A 15,186-nucleotide genomic window follows, 5' to 3' on the forward strand; every position below is an offset into this window, starting at 1 on the left:
ACGTCGGGGCAGGGGAATGGCTGGGGACATCGACCGCGAAGGGGTCGAAAAGGCGTATGGCCGCTGGGCGCCGATCTACGATCTGGTGTTCGGCAAGGTGTTCGATCAGGGCCGTCAGTCGACGATCGCGGAGGCCGACCGGATCGGCGGACGCGTGCTCGACGTCGGCGTCGGCACCGGGCTGTCGCTGTCGGAATACAAGCGCACCACGAAACTATGCGGCGTGGATATATCCGAGCCGATGCTGCGGCGGGCGCTCAAGCGCGTGCGCACGCAGGGCCTCAGCAATGTCGAGGCGCTGGCGGTGATGGACGCCAAGAATCTCGCGTTTCCGGATGCGTTCTTCGACGCGGTGGTCGCGCAATATGTCATCACCGCGGTGCCGGATCCCGAGGCGACGCTCGACGATTTCATCCGCGTGCTGAAGCCCGGCGGCGAACTGATCCTGGTCAATCACATCGGCGCCGAGAGCGGCCCGCGCCGCGTCTTCGAGCTTGCCTTCGCGCCGCTGGCGCGGCGGCTCGGCTGGCGTCCGGAATTTCCGTGGGAGCGGCTGACCAATTGGGCGGCGAAGCATGGCGGGGTCAGCCTTGCGGAGCGCCGGCCGATGCCGCCGATGGGGCATTTCTCGCTGATCCGCTTCCGCAAATCGTGAGATTGCGGCGATTTTGACGGGGAACATCGGCGCGCCGTCACGGTTTTCTCGTCATGAGGATCAATCGAACACTCGCTTTATCCTGTGTGCTGATGATGGCACCCGCTGTGGCCGTGGCGCAGGCGCCGCCGACATCAGCCACACCGCCGGCCCAGACCGCGCCACCGGCGCCGTCGCGCACCGCCGCGAATTGCGCGCCGCAGCAGCCTTCGCATCCCGGTGTTGTGGTTCCGGAAGGAACCACCACCGGGCAGAGCAGCCAGCCGCTGGGCGACAAACTCGCCAAATCCGACGGGGTGCTGTGCCCGCCGGCCGGGGTCGATCCCGAAATGCGTGCGCCGACCCCGCAAGGCGGCAACACGCCGGTGATTCCACCGCCCGGCAGCCCCGGCGGCGACCAATCGGTGAGGCCGAAATAGCCTCTGTCTGCAATAAGTTGCTGCCCCGTCCGGGTTTGCTTGACAGGCGCGCATGCCACTCTTTATATGCCGCGCGTTCGCACCCGCGGCTCACCAGCCGCCGATGGCGAGCTCATGGCGGGGTAGCTCAGCTGGTTAGAGCACGGGAATCATAATCCTGGGGTCGGGGGTTCGAGTCCCTCCCCCGCTACCATGCGTACGATTTTCTACGCCAAACCACGATCTTCTGCGATGCGCTACGCCTGACGGCACGGCTTCGGGCGCCGTGATTGCGAAAACTGTATCGTCAGTGGACGAGATACCTCAGTAAGAACCGACCATGCGCGCGCTATCGTCGCGTTGACGGCGCCATCTGTTTAACAGCCGGATTGCAGCAGTCTCGCAGCGCCGCAGGCATTCGCCGCTACCGAATAGCGGCTGCGGCATGGCCTGTTGCCCTGATCCCGTGCCCGACGAGCCGACCGCTCGCGGTGGCGAGCACGCCGGTCGCGTCGTTCGCGCAGGGACCGCCAGGTCAACTTCAGCCCTCTCGTCGCCTCCAGCCCGCAGTCGCCGCTGCCGCCTCCAAGCAGCTAGCCTTTTGTCACTCGCAAATCTGCCGCGTGATCGCGGGCATTTTTTTGCCCGAAGGCGCTTGCAAACCAACAGGCGTTGAAATAATTGTAATACACCACTAAGATATCACAGGGAGAACGCAATTGGACGCCCGTGGGTCTAGCCGTGTCGATAGCGACGTGCTCGTCGTCGGAGGGGGAGCCGCAGGAGTTGCGGCCGCTGTAACCGCCGCTCGAAGGGGTCTGAAAGTCACGCTCGTGGAGCGGTATGGCTTTTGCGGCGGCGGCGCTGTGGCCGGGCTGTCGGGCACGGTGTGCGGTCTGTACGAGGCGACCGAAGCGATCAGCGCCAAACCGAAGCAGGTTGTTTTTGGTTTTGCCGACGAATTTTGCCGCCGATTGGAAGCCAAAGGCGGGCTTGGCGATCCGCTGCTCTACGGAAAGACTTGGGCGCGGGTCCACGACCCCTTGGTTTGGCGCGAGGAAGCAGACGCGATGCTGCGGGAAGCCGGAGTGCGCGTCGTGTTCCATGCTGTCGCTAGCGACGTGAGCATGGAGGGCGACAGGATCGGGGGAGTGGTCATCTGGACGAAACAAGGACCCCTCGATGCGCGCGCCAAAGTCGTCGTCGATGCGAGCGGAGATGCTGATGTCGTCGCAATGGCCGGCTTGCCCAGCTTCATTGGCGACAACGGCAGGGTTCAGAACCCGACGATGATCTTTCGAATGATGGGTGTCGATATCGATCGTTTCGTCACAGAATACGGTGCCGACACCATCATGCCGGAAAAGATATCCGACATGATCCGCGCAAAGCACAATGCGGGTGAATACCGGCTGCCGCGCGCCAAAATCTGGCTGTTCCCCACCACTCGACCCAACGAGTTGCTGTGTAATTGCACGCGTGTGATCGGGCCGGACGGGCGTGAGCTCAACACGCTTTTCCATCAGGATTTTACCGACGCCGAAATCGAGGGAAGGCTTCAGGCGCGAGAATACGCTCGCTTCTTTCGCGATCATCTCGTGGGATGCGAAGCCGCCTTTCTGAACGATACGGGCGTCCAGGTCGGCGTGCGCCAGACCCGTCAGGTCTCTGGTGTAAAGAGGCTTTCAAACGAAGACGTCGTCAAAGGCGCCAAGTCATCTGACGGCATTGCGGTCTCGCCTTGGCCGATCGAGTTGCACTCGGGCGTCAAGCCTCGCGTCGAGTGGCTGCTGAACGACTACTACGAGGTGCCGTATGGATGCTTCGTGCCGGAGCGCGGGGAGGGGCTGCTGGTTGCCGGCCGCTGCCTCTCGGCGGAGCACGAAGCAGTCGCTTCAGCACGCGTCACGGCTCAGTGCTTCTCCTACGGTCATGCGATCGGTCATGCAGCGGTGATTGCGGTGCGCGACGGAATCGCGCCGAGGCACATTGACGGGCAGCAAGTGAGGGCAGCGGTGAACGCCGACGGCGCGCGCCTCGATTAACAGGATCGTGAACAGATGATCAAGCTAGGCAATCAAGGTCCGATCGCCATCGTTACCATCAATCGCGCGGAGCGCCGCAATGCGTTGGGTTCGCAGCTCATGCGGGATCTGAACGCTGCCCTGGCCGATTCAGAGCGCAATGGCGCGATCAGCGCAGTTGTGCTGACGGGCGCCCCGCCCGCATTCTGCGCCGGCAGCGACCTCAAGGAACTGGCAGGCCTCTCTATCGCGGATATGTGCAAGCACGAGGCCGAAACCGCAACGTTCGCGCGCGCGATCGGCTACCGCGCCAAGCCGGTCATCGCGGCCGTCGAAGGATACGCTCTGGGAGGCGGAATGATCCTTGCGGCATCGTGCGACATCGTGGTCGCTGCGTCGAACGCACGATGGCATCTGCCGGAAGCCCCGAACGGCTGGCTGCCGCCGTGGGGGCTTACGGCGCTCCTGACTCGGGTCGGCCCGGTGCGGGCGCGCCGTCTCACGTGGGGCGCGGCATCGATCGACACAATCGAGGCGGCGAGGATTGGCTTGGTCGATGACGTCGCCGAGCCGGGCGCCGCGCTTTCTCTGGCAACGGAGATTGCCGTCGGTCTTTCCAAGGTGCCGCCCGAAGCCGTCGCGTCGACGAAGCGCTTCTTCGACCGCTTCATCATGGCGGACGCCGAGCGCCTGGACGAAGTCTCGTCCCGGGAGTTCGCGTCGAACTGCGAAACGCCAAGTTCCCAAAAAACGTTTGAACGCTTTACGGTGAAGTCGTGAATAAAATCGTTGATGCCGCGACGGCAGTTGCATCCATTCAGGACGGATCCTCGGTAGGTTGCGTGGGTGTGATCGGTTGGGTAACGCCCGATACTCTTTTGAAGGCCCTTGGCGACAAATTCCGCAATACAGGCAGCCCGAAAAACCTGACCTTCTACTTCCCGGTCGGGACCGGCGACGCTCAGGGCATCAAGGGCATGGACCACGTGGCGCAGGAAGGATTGATGAAGCGCATGGTGAGCGGTTCATACATCAATCCTGTCGATCCCAAGACGGGAAAGCGACCCGAGCTCATGCGTCTCATCCGTGAGAACAGGATCGAAGCCTACTCCTGGCCGATCGGAGCGACGATGCATTGGCTACGCGAGATAGCTCGTCGCAGCCCAGGTTACATGACCGAAATCGGGATCGGCACCTACATCGATCCCGACAATGGCGGCGGCCGGTTTACGGAAAGAGCACGAGACAATCTCGTGAGAAAGATCGAATTCGACGGAAAGCCGTATCTATTCTATCCGGCGTGGACGTTGGACACCTTGTTCATCTACGCATCGACCTCAGACGAGTTCGGAAATCTGTCTTTCGAGAATGAGGCGCTGGTGTCCTCGAATATTGCGCTGGTGCTGGCAGCCAAGGCTCATGGCGGCCGCGTCGTGGCGCAAGTGCGGCGAGCCGTGCCTCATGGCCAGAGAGCCGCATCCGAGGTCCGGATTCCAGGCATGTTTGTCGATGCAGTCGTCGTCGACCCCAAGATGATGATGACGACCGACGTCGAGTTCGACCCGGCTTATTTCGGCGGTGAGCGCAGGGCGTTGTCCCAACTCCCTCCGATCCCGTCGTCCGCCGACAAGGTCGTCGCATCGCGGGCAGCGAAGGAAGTGCGGAAACGCGAACTTTCCATTTTTGGCTTCGGAGCGGCGGCCGATGTGCCGCTCGTCATGGCGGAGCAGGGGCTGCTTCACGGCGACGAGCTCAAGGACTATTGGTTTACCACCGAGCACGGATCCTACGGCGGGATCGTCATGTCTGGATGGCAGTTTTCCGCGAATCTGAATCCCGATGCGATCCTCGACGGCGTCTATCAGTTCGACGCCATCGATGGAGGGTTGTGCAACTTTGCGGCACTCGCCTTCGCTCAGTTCGATCAGCGCGGCCGAGTCAACGTATCGAAGTTCGGCGCCGCCAATCCGGGCGCGGGCGGCTTTATCGACATCGCGCAAAGCGCCAAGCGTTTGGTCTTTACCGGAACCTTCACCACCGGTGGGCTCGATGTCGGTTTCGACGGCGGGAAACTGAGCATCGTCAAGGAAGGCAAGGTTCGCAAGTTCGCGAAGCAGGTGGAGCACATCACCTACGCGGTCACCGACGGCGTCAAGCGCGGCCAAACCGCGCTGGTGATCACCGAGCGAGCGGTGTTCGAAGTTGCTCCGGAGGGACTGGTGCTGACGGAAGTGGCGCCAGGTATCGACGTTCGGCGCGATGTGCTCGAGCAGATGGAGTTCGCCCCCTGGAAAGTCGCAGACGAACTGAAGCTGATGGATGCAAGCTTTTTCGTCGATCCCGGTCAGACAAGCGCGGTTCGGGGACAAGCCGGTTAAGAAGTTCCCCGGTCTCGACGAGACCGGGGGATTCCGATCATCTGCCCGACCCGACGCTGATCTCGAATATCTGTCGTGTGTAATTTTCGATCTGCTCCATCAGAGCGGTAACGGCAACGAGTGCACCTTGCTCGTCATGCCGCGAAACCGCGCGTGCTCGCGCCGCATGAAGGACGCCCATTGCACCGAGGTTCTGCAGGTCGCTTTCGTACCTGTAGTAGAATCTTCGCGACATCGCATGAAGCGGCGAGATTGAGCGGGTTGCGAATGGGTTGCCGGCAGCCGCGGCGATAAGACCGTTCGCCTTAAAGACCTCACGCAAGTATTTTTCGAGGTTGCCGTGCTTGCCCGCGCTTTCGATTTCGTCGGCAGCAGCGAGAAGGCGCTCCCGGTCGCTTGCAAGGATGCGGCGAGCCGCCCTTATCGAAATGAAAATCTCGAGTTCGCGCCGCAGCTCGATCGCCAACAACTGCTCATGAACATTTATCTCGGTAATCATCAAGCCGTGCCGGGGCAGAATGGTCACGAGACGGTCCGCCTGAAGGCGTTTGACCGCTTCGCGCACCGGTGTGCGGCCGATGCCGATCTCCTCTGCCAATCCCTCCTCAGACCAGTGACTGCCGGGCGGCAGCTGCAGCGTCACGATCATCTCCTCGAGCCGTCGATGAGCCGTGTCGGCCTGAGACTCGGGAGGGGAAAGTACTCCGACCTTTTTCGCCATTGGACGCCAAGCTCTTAGCGCGCGCAAGGCGCGATGTGGGTGTCTCTTACGAATATCCTCGCTGCGACGTTCGGGACAAGCGCAGCACGAGCGCATCTCACACAATGCGCACACCTAAATCGACCCCTCCCGGGGCTGAGCGGCCATCATCCAGGAAAACGCAATGATGTGTTGACGAAACTTTTGTAAGATATTACTAGTACAACACAAGCGCAACGACGCCGAGGGAGGATATTCATGTCTTGCTGGAAAGGGGCCCTGATTGCAGGGGGCATCGCTTCCGGACTGCTGTTCGGACCGGCGGCCAAGGCCGAAGATGTCGTCAAGATCGGGCAGATCGAGGCCCTGACCGGCGCAACCGCTACCTACGGCTGGATGTCGGCGCAGGGTACCAAGGTTGCGGTCGAGGAAATCAACGCGAAAGGCGGCTTCAAGGTCGGCGACCGGACTTACAAACTCGAACTGCAGCAGGTCGATACGCGCGGCGAGCCCCGCGAGGCGACCGTACAGTTCCGCAAGATGATGGAAGAAAAAGTCCACTTCGTCTTCGGGCCGTTTCTGACCAATGTCTTCAACGCCATCGAGCCGATAGCCAATCAGAACAACGGCAAGTTCCTGCTGTTCGCGGGCGCGACGTCGGCACACGCCGCGCTTGGCAAGCCCGATCACGACTATCTGCTGCGAACCTGGAACTGGGACGCGGGGTCAGCGGGTTTCGGCAAGCTGATGGTGGACTATTTGAAGAAGCTCAATACCAGGAAGGTGGCGATGCTTTTCCAGAACGACGCCTTCGGCAAGACCGCCGTCGATATTTATAGCGCGCTGTTCAAGGATGCCGGAATTGAACTGCAGGTCGAATTGTTCGAGCCCGGCACGAAGGACTTCAGCGCGGTGCTCGCGAAGCTCGCGGCAGGCAAGCCGGACATTCTCTTCCCGGGTTATTCGGATGCCGTCCTCTACGATATCGTGAGGCAGTCGACCGAATCCGGTTTCGGCAATCGTTTCTTTCTCGTTCGTGGCTCCATCGGGCCGGCGCTGAAGAACAAGGACGCGATCGAAGACTATATCGCATACGTTCCGAAGTACTTCGAGGGTGCCGAGAAGACCGAGCCGAAGGTCCGTGCCTTTATCGAAAGCTATCAGAAGCTGTTCAAGCGCGAATTTCCCTACGATCAAGCACCGCTCTGCTCCTCATCTTGTTACGACCATGTCTACATGCTCGTGGAGGCCATGCAGAAGGCAGGCACCGTCGACGACGTGGCAAAGATCCGTGCTGCTCTGATGAGCATGACCCACGAGGGCATGTGGAGAATCAAGTACGACAAGACCGGAGAGGCCGTTTTCGGGTTCGATGTCGTCCACGTGCGCAAGGGTGGTGCCATCGAGAGAGTGCCTTACGACCCGACCAAAGAGTAAGGCTCGTTCGTCGCGCTCCGGCGGAGCCGGAGCGCTCTCTCTCCACTCGGGAAGGCGTCACGAAATGCGCTTCCCGCGGACCTTCGATCAATGACGCAGCTAGTTATCGGACAATTGCTGAATGGCGTAATCGTGGGTACGCTCTACGGCATCATAGCGCTGGGCGTAACGCTCACATTCGGCCTGACCGGCGTGGTGAATTTCGCGCTCGGCGCGTTCATGATGCTTGGCGCCTACGCGACCTGGTATCTCTACGACGTCGTGGGTTTCCCGTACCCCGTGGCCGTCATTGGCGCCGTCGTGGTCGTGAGCATCTTCGGTTACGTTTCGGATCTTGCCCTGTTTCGCTTCACTCGCGGCAACCTGGTCAACGGTCTGCTGGTGTCGATCGGCATGATTTCGGTCTTCGAGGCCTTGGTCCTCGCGGCCTTCACGACCACGCCCAAAGATCTGACTTACGTGCTTCCTGGCGCCCTCAAGGTAGCCGGCATCGTTCTGCCGAAGATCAAGGTCGCGGTCGCCGCGGTATTCCTGGCTGTGATCCTCGGCACATATCTCGCCTTGACGCGGACGTGGTTGGGGCGCGCGGCATTCGCCTACGCACAGAATCCCGAAGCCGCGGCTCTTATGGGTATCCGAACGGGAAGGCTCCAGACGATCGTCGTGGTCTATTCGACGGCGCTGGCGGGTCTCGGTGGAGGTCTGTACGCGAGCATGTATTCGATCGAGCCAACGATCGGATCGGCTTACGTTCTCAAGGCGGTCGAGGCCGCCATTCTCGCCGGCGTCGGCAGCGTGCTCGGCGCATTGGGCGGCGGTATCATTCTCGGCATCAGCGAGAACATCGGATCGGTGTTTTTTTCGTCGGCCTTCAGGGACGCTTACGGTCTCGTATTCCTCATCTTGATCCTTCTCGTCCGTCCGGGCGGCCTGTTTGGAGATCGGTCGTGAAGTACGCAATTTCAGTCGGGCTGCTGCTCGCCCTTGCCGTTCCGGCCTTCATTCACAGCGACTCGGTGCTCGCCATTGCGATTTACGGCTTCATGGCGGCGTCGCTGGCGGTCAGTTTCAATTTGATCTTCGGATTCACCGGCCAGCTCTCCATGTTTCACGCCGCGTCCTTCGGCGTTTCCGCCTACGTGGTCACCATCCTGGTGACTACGTTCGGCTGGAACTTTTGGCTGGCGATCGCCCCCGCCCTGGCCATTGTCGTGATCCTGTCTCTTATCGTCGGAACGATCTGCTTCCGCTTTAAGCTCAAAGAGTTCTATTTTGCCGTCGTCACCCTGGCATTTTCCGAAGTGCTGCGTTTGATCACATTGAACTGGAACAGCGTCACGAACGGCTCACTCGGCATTACGATCGTCGATACGCCGAAGATCTGGACGCCATCTGGCACGTTTGCGATTGCGGGCGGGGTCGCTTGGTACTACCTGACGCTGGCTCTGCTGGTGGTCGTATACGGTGTGTGCAGCCGTGTCCTGAAGTCCTGGATCGGACGTTGTCTTGCCGCCATCCGACTGAACGACCAATTGGGCGAAACGCTGGGCATCGACGTCTTCAAGTACAAGTTGCTCGGCTTCGCAATCGGCAGCGGCCTTGCCGGGCTGGTTGGCGCCTTCTACGGCTTCTACGCAGGGTTCGTCGAGCCGCATTTCCTCTCGATCTCGCTCGGACTCGACATCATCGCGATGGTCCTGCTGGGAGGCGTCAATTCCCTGATCGGCCCCGTTGTCGGCGCCCTCGTGCTCACGGCCTTGCCGCACGTGATCGAGCTCAGCGCCGAGCTTCGCATCGCTCTGTACGGCTCCATCCTCATCTTCGTGATCCTGGTGATGCCGAAGGGTATCGTCGGCCTACTTACGAGCAGAAAACATGCTGCTTGACGTAAAAAGCCTCACCAAGCGCTTTGGCGGCCTCACCGCAGTGTCCAACGTAGCGTTCGGCATCGAGCGTGGGGAAATCATCGGGATATTCGGACCCAACGGCTCCGGAAAGACCACGACTCTGAGTCTGATCGCCGGGATCCTGAAGCCAACCAGCGGCGTGATTCTCTGGAAAGGGAACGATATCAGCACCCTGTCGCCGTTCGAGGTCGCTCAGCAAGGGTTGGTCAAGACCTTTCAGAATCCGCAGCTCTTTCCAGAGCTGACGGTCGTCGAACACATGCGCATCGCATGTCACCTGCACATCAAGCGCGAGCTGGGAATCGGTCGCTTGCGGACGCTGATCGGAGGCATGCCCGTCGGTTTGGATCGTCTGCTGGAGCAGAAGATCGACCAAGTCCTCGCGCTTTGCCGACTCTCCAGCCAGAAGAACGAACAAGCCGCTGCGCTGTCGTATGGTGGCGAGAAGATGCTCGGCGTTGCAATGGGTATGCTTTGCGAGCCGGAACTTCTGCTCCTAGATGAACCGGCCTCCGGCCTAGGTCATGACGAGATCGCGAATCTCGACGCGGTGCTCAGGGACCTCAAATCCCACGGCGTCACGCTGTGCATTATCGACCACAAGGTCGGCTTTCTGGGCCGGCTTGCGGACCGTTCGATCGCGCTCCACCACGGCGCGGTCATTGCCTCCGGAAAGACCTCCGACGTTCTCGCCGACGAATCCGTTGTCGCGGCCTACCTGGGCAAAAAGCATGCTTGATGTATCGAATCTCAGCGTCAGCTACGGCAAGCAGAAGGTTATCAGGGAGGTGTCCTTCAAGCTGGAGAAGGGCGAAGTGGTCACTTTGATCGGTCCTAATGCCGCCGGCAAATCGACGACGCTGCGAACACTGGCGGGGTTGAAGACGTCAGATCGCGGCACGATCCATCTCGCTGGAAAAGACATCACGGAATCCTCCACCGTGGACCGTGTGAGGGCCGGCCTCGTTCTCGTGCCGGAGGGACGCCAGATATTCACCAAGCTCTCGGTCCAGGAAAACCTGATTATCGGCGCCTATCACCGAGCCGATCGCGATCACGCAGGCGCCGACCTGGAGCGAGTATTCTCGATGTTTCCGCGGCTCGGCGAGCGACGGGATCAGAAAGCGGGCTCGATGTCGGGCGGAGAGCAGCAGATGCTTGCGATCGGACGAGGGCTGATGTCTCGACCCACGCTGATGCTGCTGGATGAGCCGACCCTCGGTCTTGCACCGATCATTATCGAGGAACTGGGGCGGATCGTGCGAAATCTCGCGCACGAAGGACTGACGATCCTCCTCGCCGAGCAAAACGCCATGATGGCCCTGGGCTGTGCTGACCGCGCCTACGTGCTGCAATCCGGTCGGATCGTGACCTCGGGACATGCGAAGGAATTGTCCGAAACGACGGAAGTCAAGCAGATGTATCTGAGCGCATAACCCAATCCAGTGCCAGGTGGAGCCGAATGAGTAACGAAGAGACGACGGTAAGCGTCGAGAAACGTAACGGCGTCGCAATCATCACGTTACAGCGGTCGGCCCGGCGGAATGCGATGGACCGATCTCTTGTCGACGGAGTTAAAGCCGCTTTGTTGGAGCTCGATCGCAACGACGACGTGGGCGCGATCGTTCTAGCGGGTACCGCTCCGGGGTTCTGCGCCGGAAGCGATTTGAAATTCATCAGCCGACTCGAGCTCGAAGCAATGGGACGGTTCGAGCAAGAGTGCGGCGATCTCGGCCGTTTGATAGGATATTTGGCTAAGCCCGTCGTGGCGGCTGTCGAGAAGTTCGCAATTGGAGGAGGACTGACGCTGGCGACCTCTTGCGATGTGGTCGTAGCGGGGCGTTCGTCGCTCTTTAGTCTTCCGGAGGTGCCCCACGGTTGGCTGACCCCATGGGGAATCAGGTCCTTGATCGCCCGTGTCGGGCTCGTCAAGGCGCGCCTTCTCTGCTTTTGTCTCGAAGCGCTCAACTCCGAGGATGCGCGCGCCATCGGCATCGTCGACTACTGCTGCGATGACGGCGAAGCGCTGACGAGAGCGATTGCGATTGCGGAAAAGCTCGCGCAACTACCACGTCCCGCTGTTCGCGCGACGAAGCGCTTCTTCTCGAACTACCTCATGGAAGACGCTGAAACGATGGATTTCGAAGCAAATCGTCTATTTCTCGAGAACTGCCGGGAGACGTCCGCTCAAGCGACCCTCGAGAAATTCAGACAACGCTAAACTACATCCGGCTCACCGACATGAGGAGCGGTCCAATGCTCTTGGATCTCAATGAAGACGAAGCTTTGGTAAAAGGCAGTCTCGAGCAATTTACCGCAGGCGCACTGCGACCCAGGATCAAGCCCTTCGCCGACAGGCATGAGTTTCCAACCGAACTCGTGAAGGAATTTCTTGCGCTTGGCTTCATGGGCACGGCGTATGATCCGGCTTTTGGCGGTGGAGGGCTCGGTACACGCGGAGCCGCCATTGTGGCCGAGACGCTCGCTCGCGCAGAGCCCGGCTTTGCCGCCATCTTCCTGTGCAATAGCGCTCCCATGACGGTTATCGCTCGCTATGGATCGGATGACTTGAAGAGCAAATGGCTTGAGCCGCTGTGTCGCGGTGACTTTATCGCCTCATTCGGTGTCACGGAGCCGAGTGGTGGGTCGGACGTCGCGAGCGTAAAAATGCGTGCCGTGGAGGATGGTGATTCTTTCGTCTTGAGTGGCTCCAAGGTGTTTTCCACCAATGCTGGCACTCCGCTCCACGGCATTACGACGTTCGTGGCCGTTACGGACCCTGAATTGGGAGCGAAGGGACTGTCCACATTCGTGGTGCCGGTCGGCACACCTGGCTTCCGGGTCGGAAAAGCGAGCCGCAAAATTGGCTGGCGCGTCGCTGACTCCGTAGAACTCTTTCTCGACGACTGTCGAGTTCACAAAGCGAATATGGTCGGAAATCGCGGCGACGGCTTGAGGCAAATCCTGACGACGCTGAGTATCGGACGGATCCTCGTCGCGGCAACGGGTCTTGGACTGGCGCGCAAGGCGATCGATCTTGCGAAGGTGTACGGCTCCGGTCGTCAGGTTGGGGGCACGCCGATCTTCCAGCACCAAGGGCTGACCTTTCCGCTCGCGGATGCACTGACGAAGATCCACGCAGCCGAGCTGATGATCCGGAACGCTGCGTGTCTGGCTGACGCCGATCGACCGTTTCGGTTGGAAACGTCGATGGCCAAGCTCTTCGCAACGGAAATGGCGGGCGAAGTTGCAGATATCGCTCTGCAGGTGCACGGTGGATACGGCGCATTCGAGGAATTCGACGTGTCGAGCCTCCCAGGCGAGGCCAGGGTGCTGCGTATCCTCGAGGGTACCAGCGAGATCCAGCGGCTGGTCATTGCGCGTGAACTCACCGCATAGCGGATGTCTTTCCCTGTGCTCTAATTCGGAGCGGCCGTCGCCACAACGGAGTCTGGCACAAGTCAAAACGCAGGCCTCAAGCATCCGCGCGCTGATGCATGTTTGGCGAGTCAGCTCGACCTCGAGTGCCCACAGCTCCTCATAGGGCGGGCATGGACGGATGTGGCCTACGCACCTTGCCTTTCTTTTTCGTCTTCGGGAGCAGGTGTTCAGGGCGACGCTGCCAGAGCGCCCGGTTCTCTCCGTTGCAGTGTCCGGCCGCCGTGGCGGCCGAGAACGCCTTCGCCATTGTTTTGACGGACAGGTGTGTGACGAAATGCCAAAGGGAGTAGCGGTGCTCTGGTCGGCAATCCCGCTATGCGTCAAGGTGAGCAATGAGTTCATTCGAGGCTTTCCCGGCAGCTCTGCACGACCGCTATTTGAGGGGAGAGGTGTCGTGTGAGATGTCTGCCCACAGCGCCAGGCGGGGAGATCCAATCTCGCAGCGCAGGTGGACGTCGATTCGACCGGTCTGGTCATGCATCTTGGCGCTGGCGGTGCTCGCGTTCGGCTGCGGCGCCCTTCACGCCCAAGCTGCCGCGCCCCCTGACAAGGAATTGGTCGTGGCGACCAAGGAGGCCCCACCATTTGCGATCAAGCAGCCGGATGGGAGCTGGAGCGGTATCAGCATCGCGCTCTGGAAAAGGATCGCCGATCAGGCACACCTGCGTTTTCGCCTGGTCGAAACCCAGAGCGTGCCGGATTTGCTGGACGGCGTCGCAAACGGCAGATTCGACGTTGGCGTCGCGGCGGTTACGGTGACTGCCGAGCGTGCGCGCAAGGTCGATTTTACACAGCCGTTTTACAACACCGGGCTCGGCGTTGCGGTACCGGTCAACGAAAACCCCTGGGTCGCGATCGGACGGGCGCTTCTCTCTTTCGGATTCTTCCAGGCCGTCGCGGTGCTGCTTGGTTTCGCAATGGCGGTCGGATTCCTGATCTGGATGCTGGAACGGCGCAAAACGGAGCACTTCGGTGGCGGCGCCAAGGGACTCGGCTCCAGCTTCTGGTGGTCGACCATCGCCATGACGCAAGCCGGGGCCGCTCAGAATGCTCCGACAACACTCCCCGGAAGGATCGTCGCAATGGGATGGATGATCGCTTCCGTGATCGCGATTGCGGTGTTCACCGCCGGTATCACCTCCACCCTGACGCGCAGAGGGCTCGAGGGCGCCGTTCACGGCTTCAACGACCTGCGTTCCGTGCGCGTCGGCGCGGTCGCGAACTCCGCGACGACCGACTACCTCGCTCGTCAGCGGCTTTCGTTTCGAACGTTTCCGGACATCCAGGGCGGCCTCTCCGCGCTGGGGCGTGGGACAATCGATGCCTTAGTTCATGACAAGCCGTTGCTGACCTGGATGGTTCGAAGCGACTTCTCGGCCTCGGCTCGCGTTGTCGATACCAGCTTCAGCAGCGAGAGCTATGCGATCGTACTGCCCAAAGACAGCGCCTTGCGGCCGATGCTCGATCTCGCCGTGCTTGATCAAATCGAAGGCGATTGGTGGCAGCAGACGGTGTTCGAGACCCTTGGTAACGCTCAATCTCGCTGACGATGCCGTGCAAGAAGCACAGTCCGTTCAGGGCTGTCGGAGTCTCATCGGGGGAGCGGAACCGATAAAGTTCCGCACATCGGCCTCCGAAGCGATGCAAACCGTCAGTAGCCCTGTGCGCATGCGCGAGTTGCTGTTCCAGCAAATCAGCTTCAAGCTAGCTCATCCTCGGCGTGGCGGCTTGGCGCATTTTCTCACATGGCCCCCAAACCACGTGCGTGAGTTGCCGTTGCCGAGGAACTGCTCCAGCGCGCCTTGTCCGTAGGCCAGGTTCGATCCATCGGCCAACTACGCGGGCCAATCATTCCCATCTGAGCGGCCTTCCTATTGGCGCGGTCTCAACCTGTTGTCGGCAACTGTGCTGGTGCGAGTGCGTTCCATGCTTCTGCGAAATGTTCTTCGGTGCTGCGGCTGGCGCCACCGGGCGCGCAACGTGAGCGTGCCGCGTCCGCGCCTGATCTACATTGTCGACTATCGAGGCCGGTTGCCCGCACGCTTTCATTCGTGCAGCATTAGAGTTGATTCTTTCTCTGCCAGAGCGACTGGCATTTTCGACATCATCCTGACCGCACATCAAGCCGCCCCAACAGGCAATGGTCTCGAAAAGGAGGCCGCGTTACACGCGCGTGCACATCAGTGCTCAGCGCAGTTCCACGAAGCGAGGTTGAAAAAGCGCAATGGGTTTGTGCGCCGGTCAAT

The 15,186-nt window shown here is 60.6% G+C and carries 14 protein-coding genes and 1 tRNA gene; 14 read left to right on the forward strand and 1 reads right to left on the reverse strand.

Annotated elements, in window-relative coordinates; genetic code table 11:
- Positions 1-16 precede the first annotated feature (16 nt).
- The 6 genes from AC1VNY_RS00210 to AC1VNY_RS00235 all read left to right on the forward strand — a co-directional run bounded on the left by AC1VNY_RS00210 (position 17) and on the right by AC1VNY_RS00235 (position 5,455).
- A complete protein-coding gene (locus tag AC1VNY_RS00210; RefSeq protein WP_028333443.1) occupies positions 17-655 on the forward strand; it encodes a class I SAM-dependent methyltransferase in 639 nt (212 codons plus the stop codon).
- Positions 656-708: 53 nt separating this feature from the next.
- Positions 709-1,074 (forward strand): hypothetical protein, encoded by a 366-nt coding sequence (locus AC1VNY_RS00215; RefSeq protein ID WP_482403640.1) that lies wholly within the window; start codon positions 709-711, stop codon positions 1,072-1,074.
- A 116-nt stretch (positions 1,075-1,190) separates the two neighbouring features.
- Positions 1,191-1,267: transfer RNA gene (locus tag AC1VNY_RS00220), tRNA-Met, on the forward strand.
- A 541-nt stretch (positions 1,268-1,808) separates the two neighbouring features.
- Complete coding sequence (locus AC1VNY_RS00225; RefSeq protein WP_482403641.1) at positions 1,809-3,098, forward strand: FAD-dependent oxidoreductase; 1,290 nt, start codon at positions 1,809-1,811, stop codon at positions 3,096-3,098.
- 15 nt (positions 3,099-3,113) lie between these two features.
- Entirely contained in the window at positions 3,114-3,857 is a 744-nt protein-coding gene (locus tag AC1VNY_RS00230; RefSeq protein WP_482403642.1) for an enoyl-CoA hydratase/isomerase family protein, read from the forward strand.
- On the forward strand, positions 3,854-5,455 hold the full coding sequence (locus AC1VNY_RS00235; protein WP_482403643.1) for an acyl CoA:acetate/3-ketoacid CoA transferase: 1,602 nt from the start codon (positions 3,854-3,856) through the stop codon (positions 5,453-5,455). Before AC1VNY_RS00230 ends, AC1VNY_RS00235 begins: the two co-directional genes overlap by 4 nt.
- Positions 5,456-5,492: 37 nt before the next feature.
- On the opposite strand, the gene AC1VNY_RS00240 is transcribed toward AC1VNY_RS00235, so the two are convergent.
- Entirely contained in the window at positions 5,493-6,176 is a 684-nt protein-coding gene (locus tag AC1VNY_RS00240) for a GntR family transcriptional regulator (protein ID WP_038382300.1), read from the reverse strand.
- Between the two features lie 237 nt (positions 6,177-6,413).
- On the opposite strand from AC1VNY_RS00240, the gene AC1VNY_RS00245 reads away from it, so the two are divergent.
- The 8 genes from AC1VNY_RS00245 to AC1VNY_RS00280 all read left to right on the forward strand — a co-directional run bounded on the left by AC1VNY_RS00245 (position 6,414) and on the right by AC1VNY_RS00280 (position 14,487).
- On the forward strand, positions 6,414-7,592 hold the full coding sequence (locus tag AC1VNY_RS00245) for an ABC transporter substrate-binding protein (RefSeq protein WP_304497095.1): 1,179 nt from the start codon (positions 6,414-6,416) through the stop codon (positions 7,590-7,592).
- A 90-nt stretch (positions 7,593-7,682) separates the two neighbouring features.
- Positions 7,683-8,543, forward strand: coding sequence for a branched-chain amino acid ABC transporter permease (locus AC1VNY_RS00250; RefSeq protein ID WP_016844215.1), 861 nt, complete (start codon positions 7,683-7,685; stop codon positions 8,541-8,543).
- A complete protein-coding gene (locus AC1VNY_RS00255) occupies positions 8,540-9,478 on the forward strand; it encodes a branched-chain amino acid ABC transporter permease (RefSeq protein ID WP_482403644.1) in 939 nt (312 codons plus the stop codon). Before AC1VNY_RS00250 ends, AC1VNY_RS00255 begins: the two co-directional genes overlap by 4 nt.
- The gene (locus tag AC1VNY_RS00260; protein ID WP_482403645.1) at positions 9,468-10,238 is read left to right on the forward strand and encodes an ABC transporter ATP-binding protein; all 771 of its coding nucleotides are present in this window, start codon (positions 9,468-9,470) and stop codon (positions 10,236-10,238) included. The genes AC1VNY_RS00255 and AC1VNY_RS00260 overlap by 11 nt, the downstream gene beginning before the upstream one ends.
- A complete protein-coding gene (locus AC1VNY_RS00265) occupies positions 10,231-10,935 on the forward strand; it encodes an ABC transporter ATP-binding protein (protein WP_482403646.1) in 705 nt (234 codons plus the stop codon). The genes AC1VNY_RS00260 and AC1VNY_RS00265 overlap by 8 nt, the downstream gene beginning before the upstream one ends.
- A 26-nt stretch (positions 10,936-10,961) precedes the next feature.
- Positions 10,962-11,720, forward strand: coding sequence for an enoyl-CoA hydratase/isomerase family protein (locus AC1VNY_RS00270; RefSeq protein WP_482403647.1), 759 nt, complete (start codon positions 10,962-10,964; stop codon positions 11,718-11,720).
- 35 nt (positions 11,721-11,755) lie between these two features.
- Positions 11,756-12,898, forward strand: coding sequence for an acyl-CoA dehydrogenase family protein (locus tag AC1VNY_RS00275; RefSeq protein ID WP_482403648.1), 1,143 nt, complete (start codon positions 11,756-11,758; stop codon positions 12,896-12,898).
- A 524-nt stretch (positions 12,899-13,422) separates the two neighbouring features.
- Positions 13,423-14,487 carry a transporter substrate-binding domain-containing protein gene (locus tag AC1VNY_RS00280; RefSeq protein ID WP_482403649.1) on the forward strand — a complete coding sequence of 355 codons (1,065 nt, stop codon included), beginning with the start codon at positions 13,423-13,425 and terminating at the stop codon, positions 14,485-14,487.
- Positions 14,488-15,186: the final 699 nt, after the last annotated feature.

This window comes from Bradyrhizobium ferriligni, assembly GCF_056837965.1.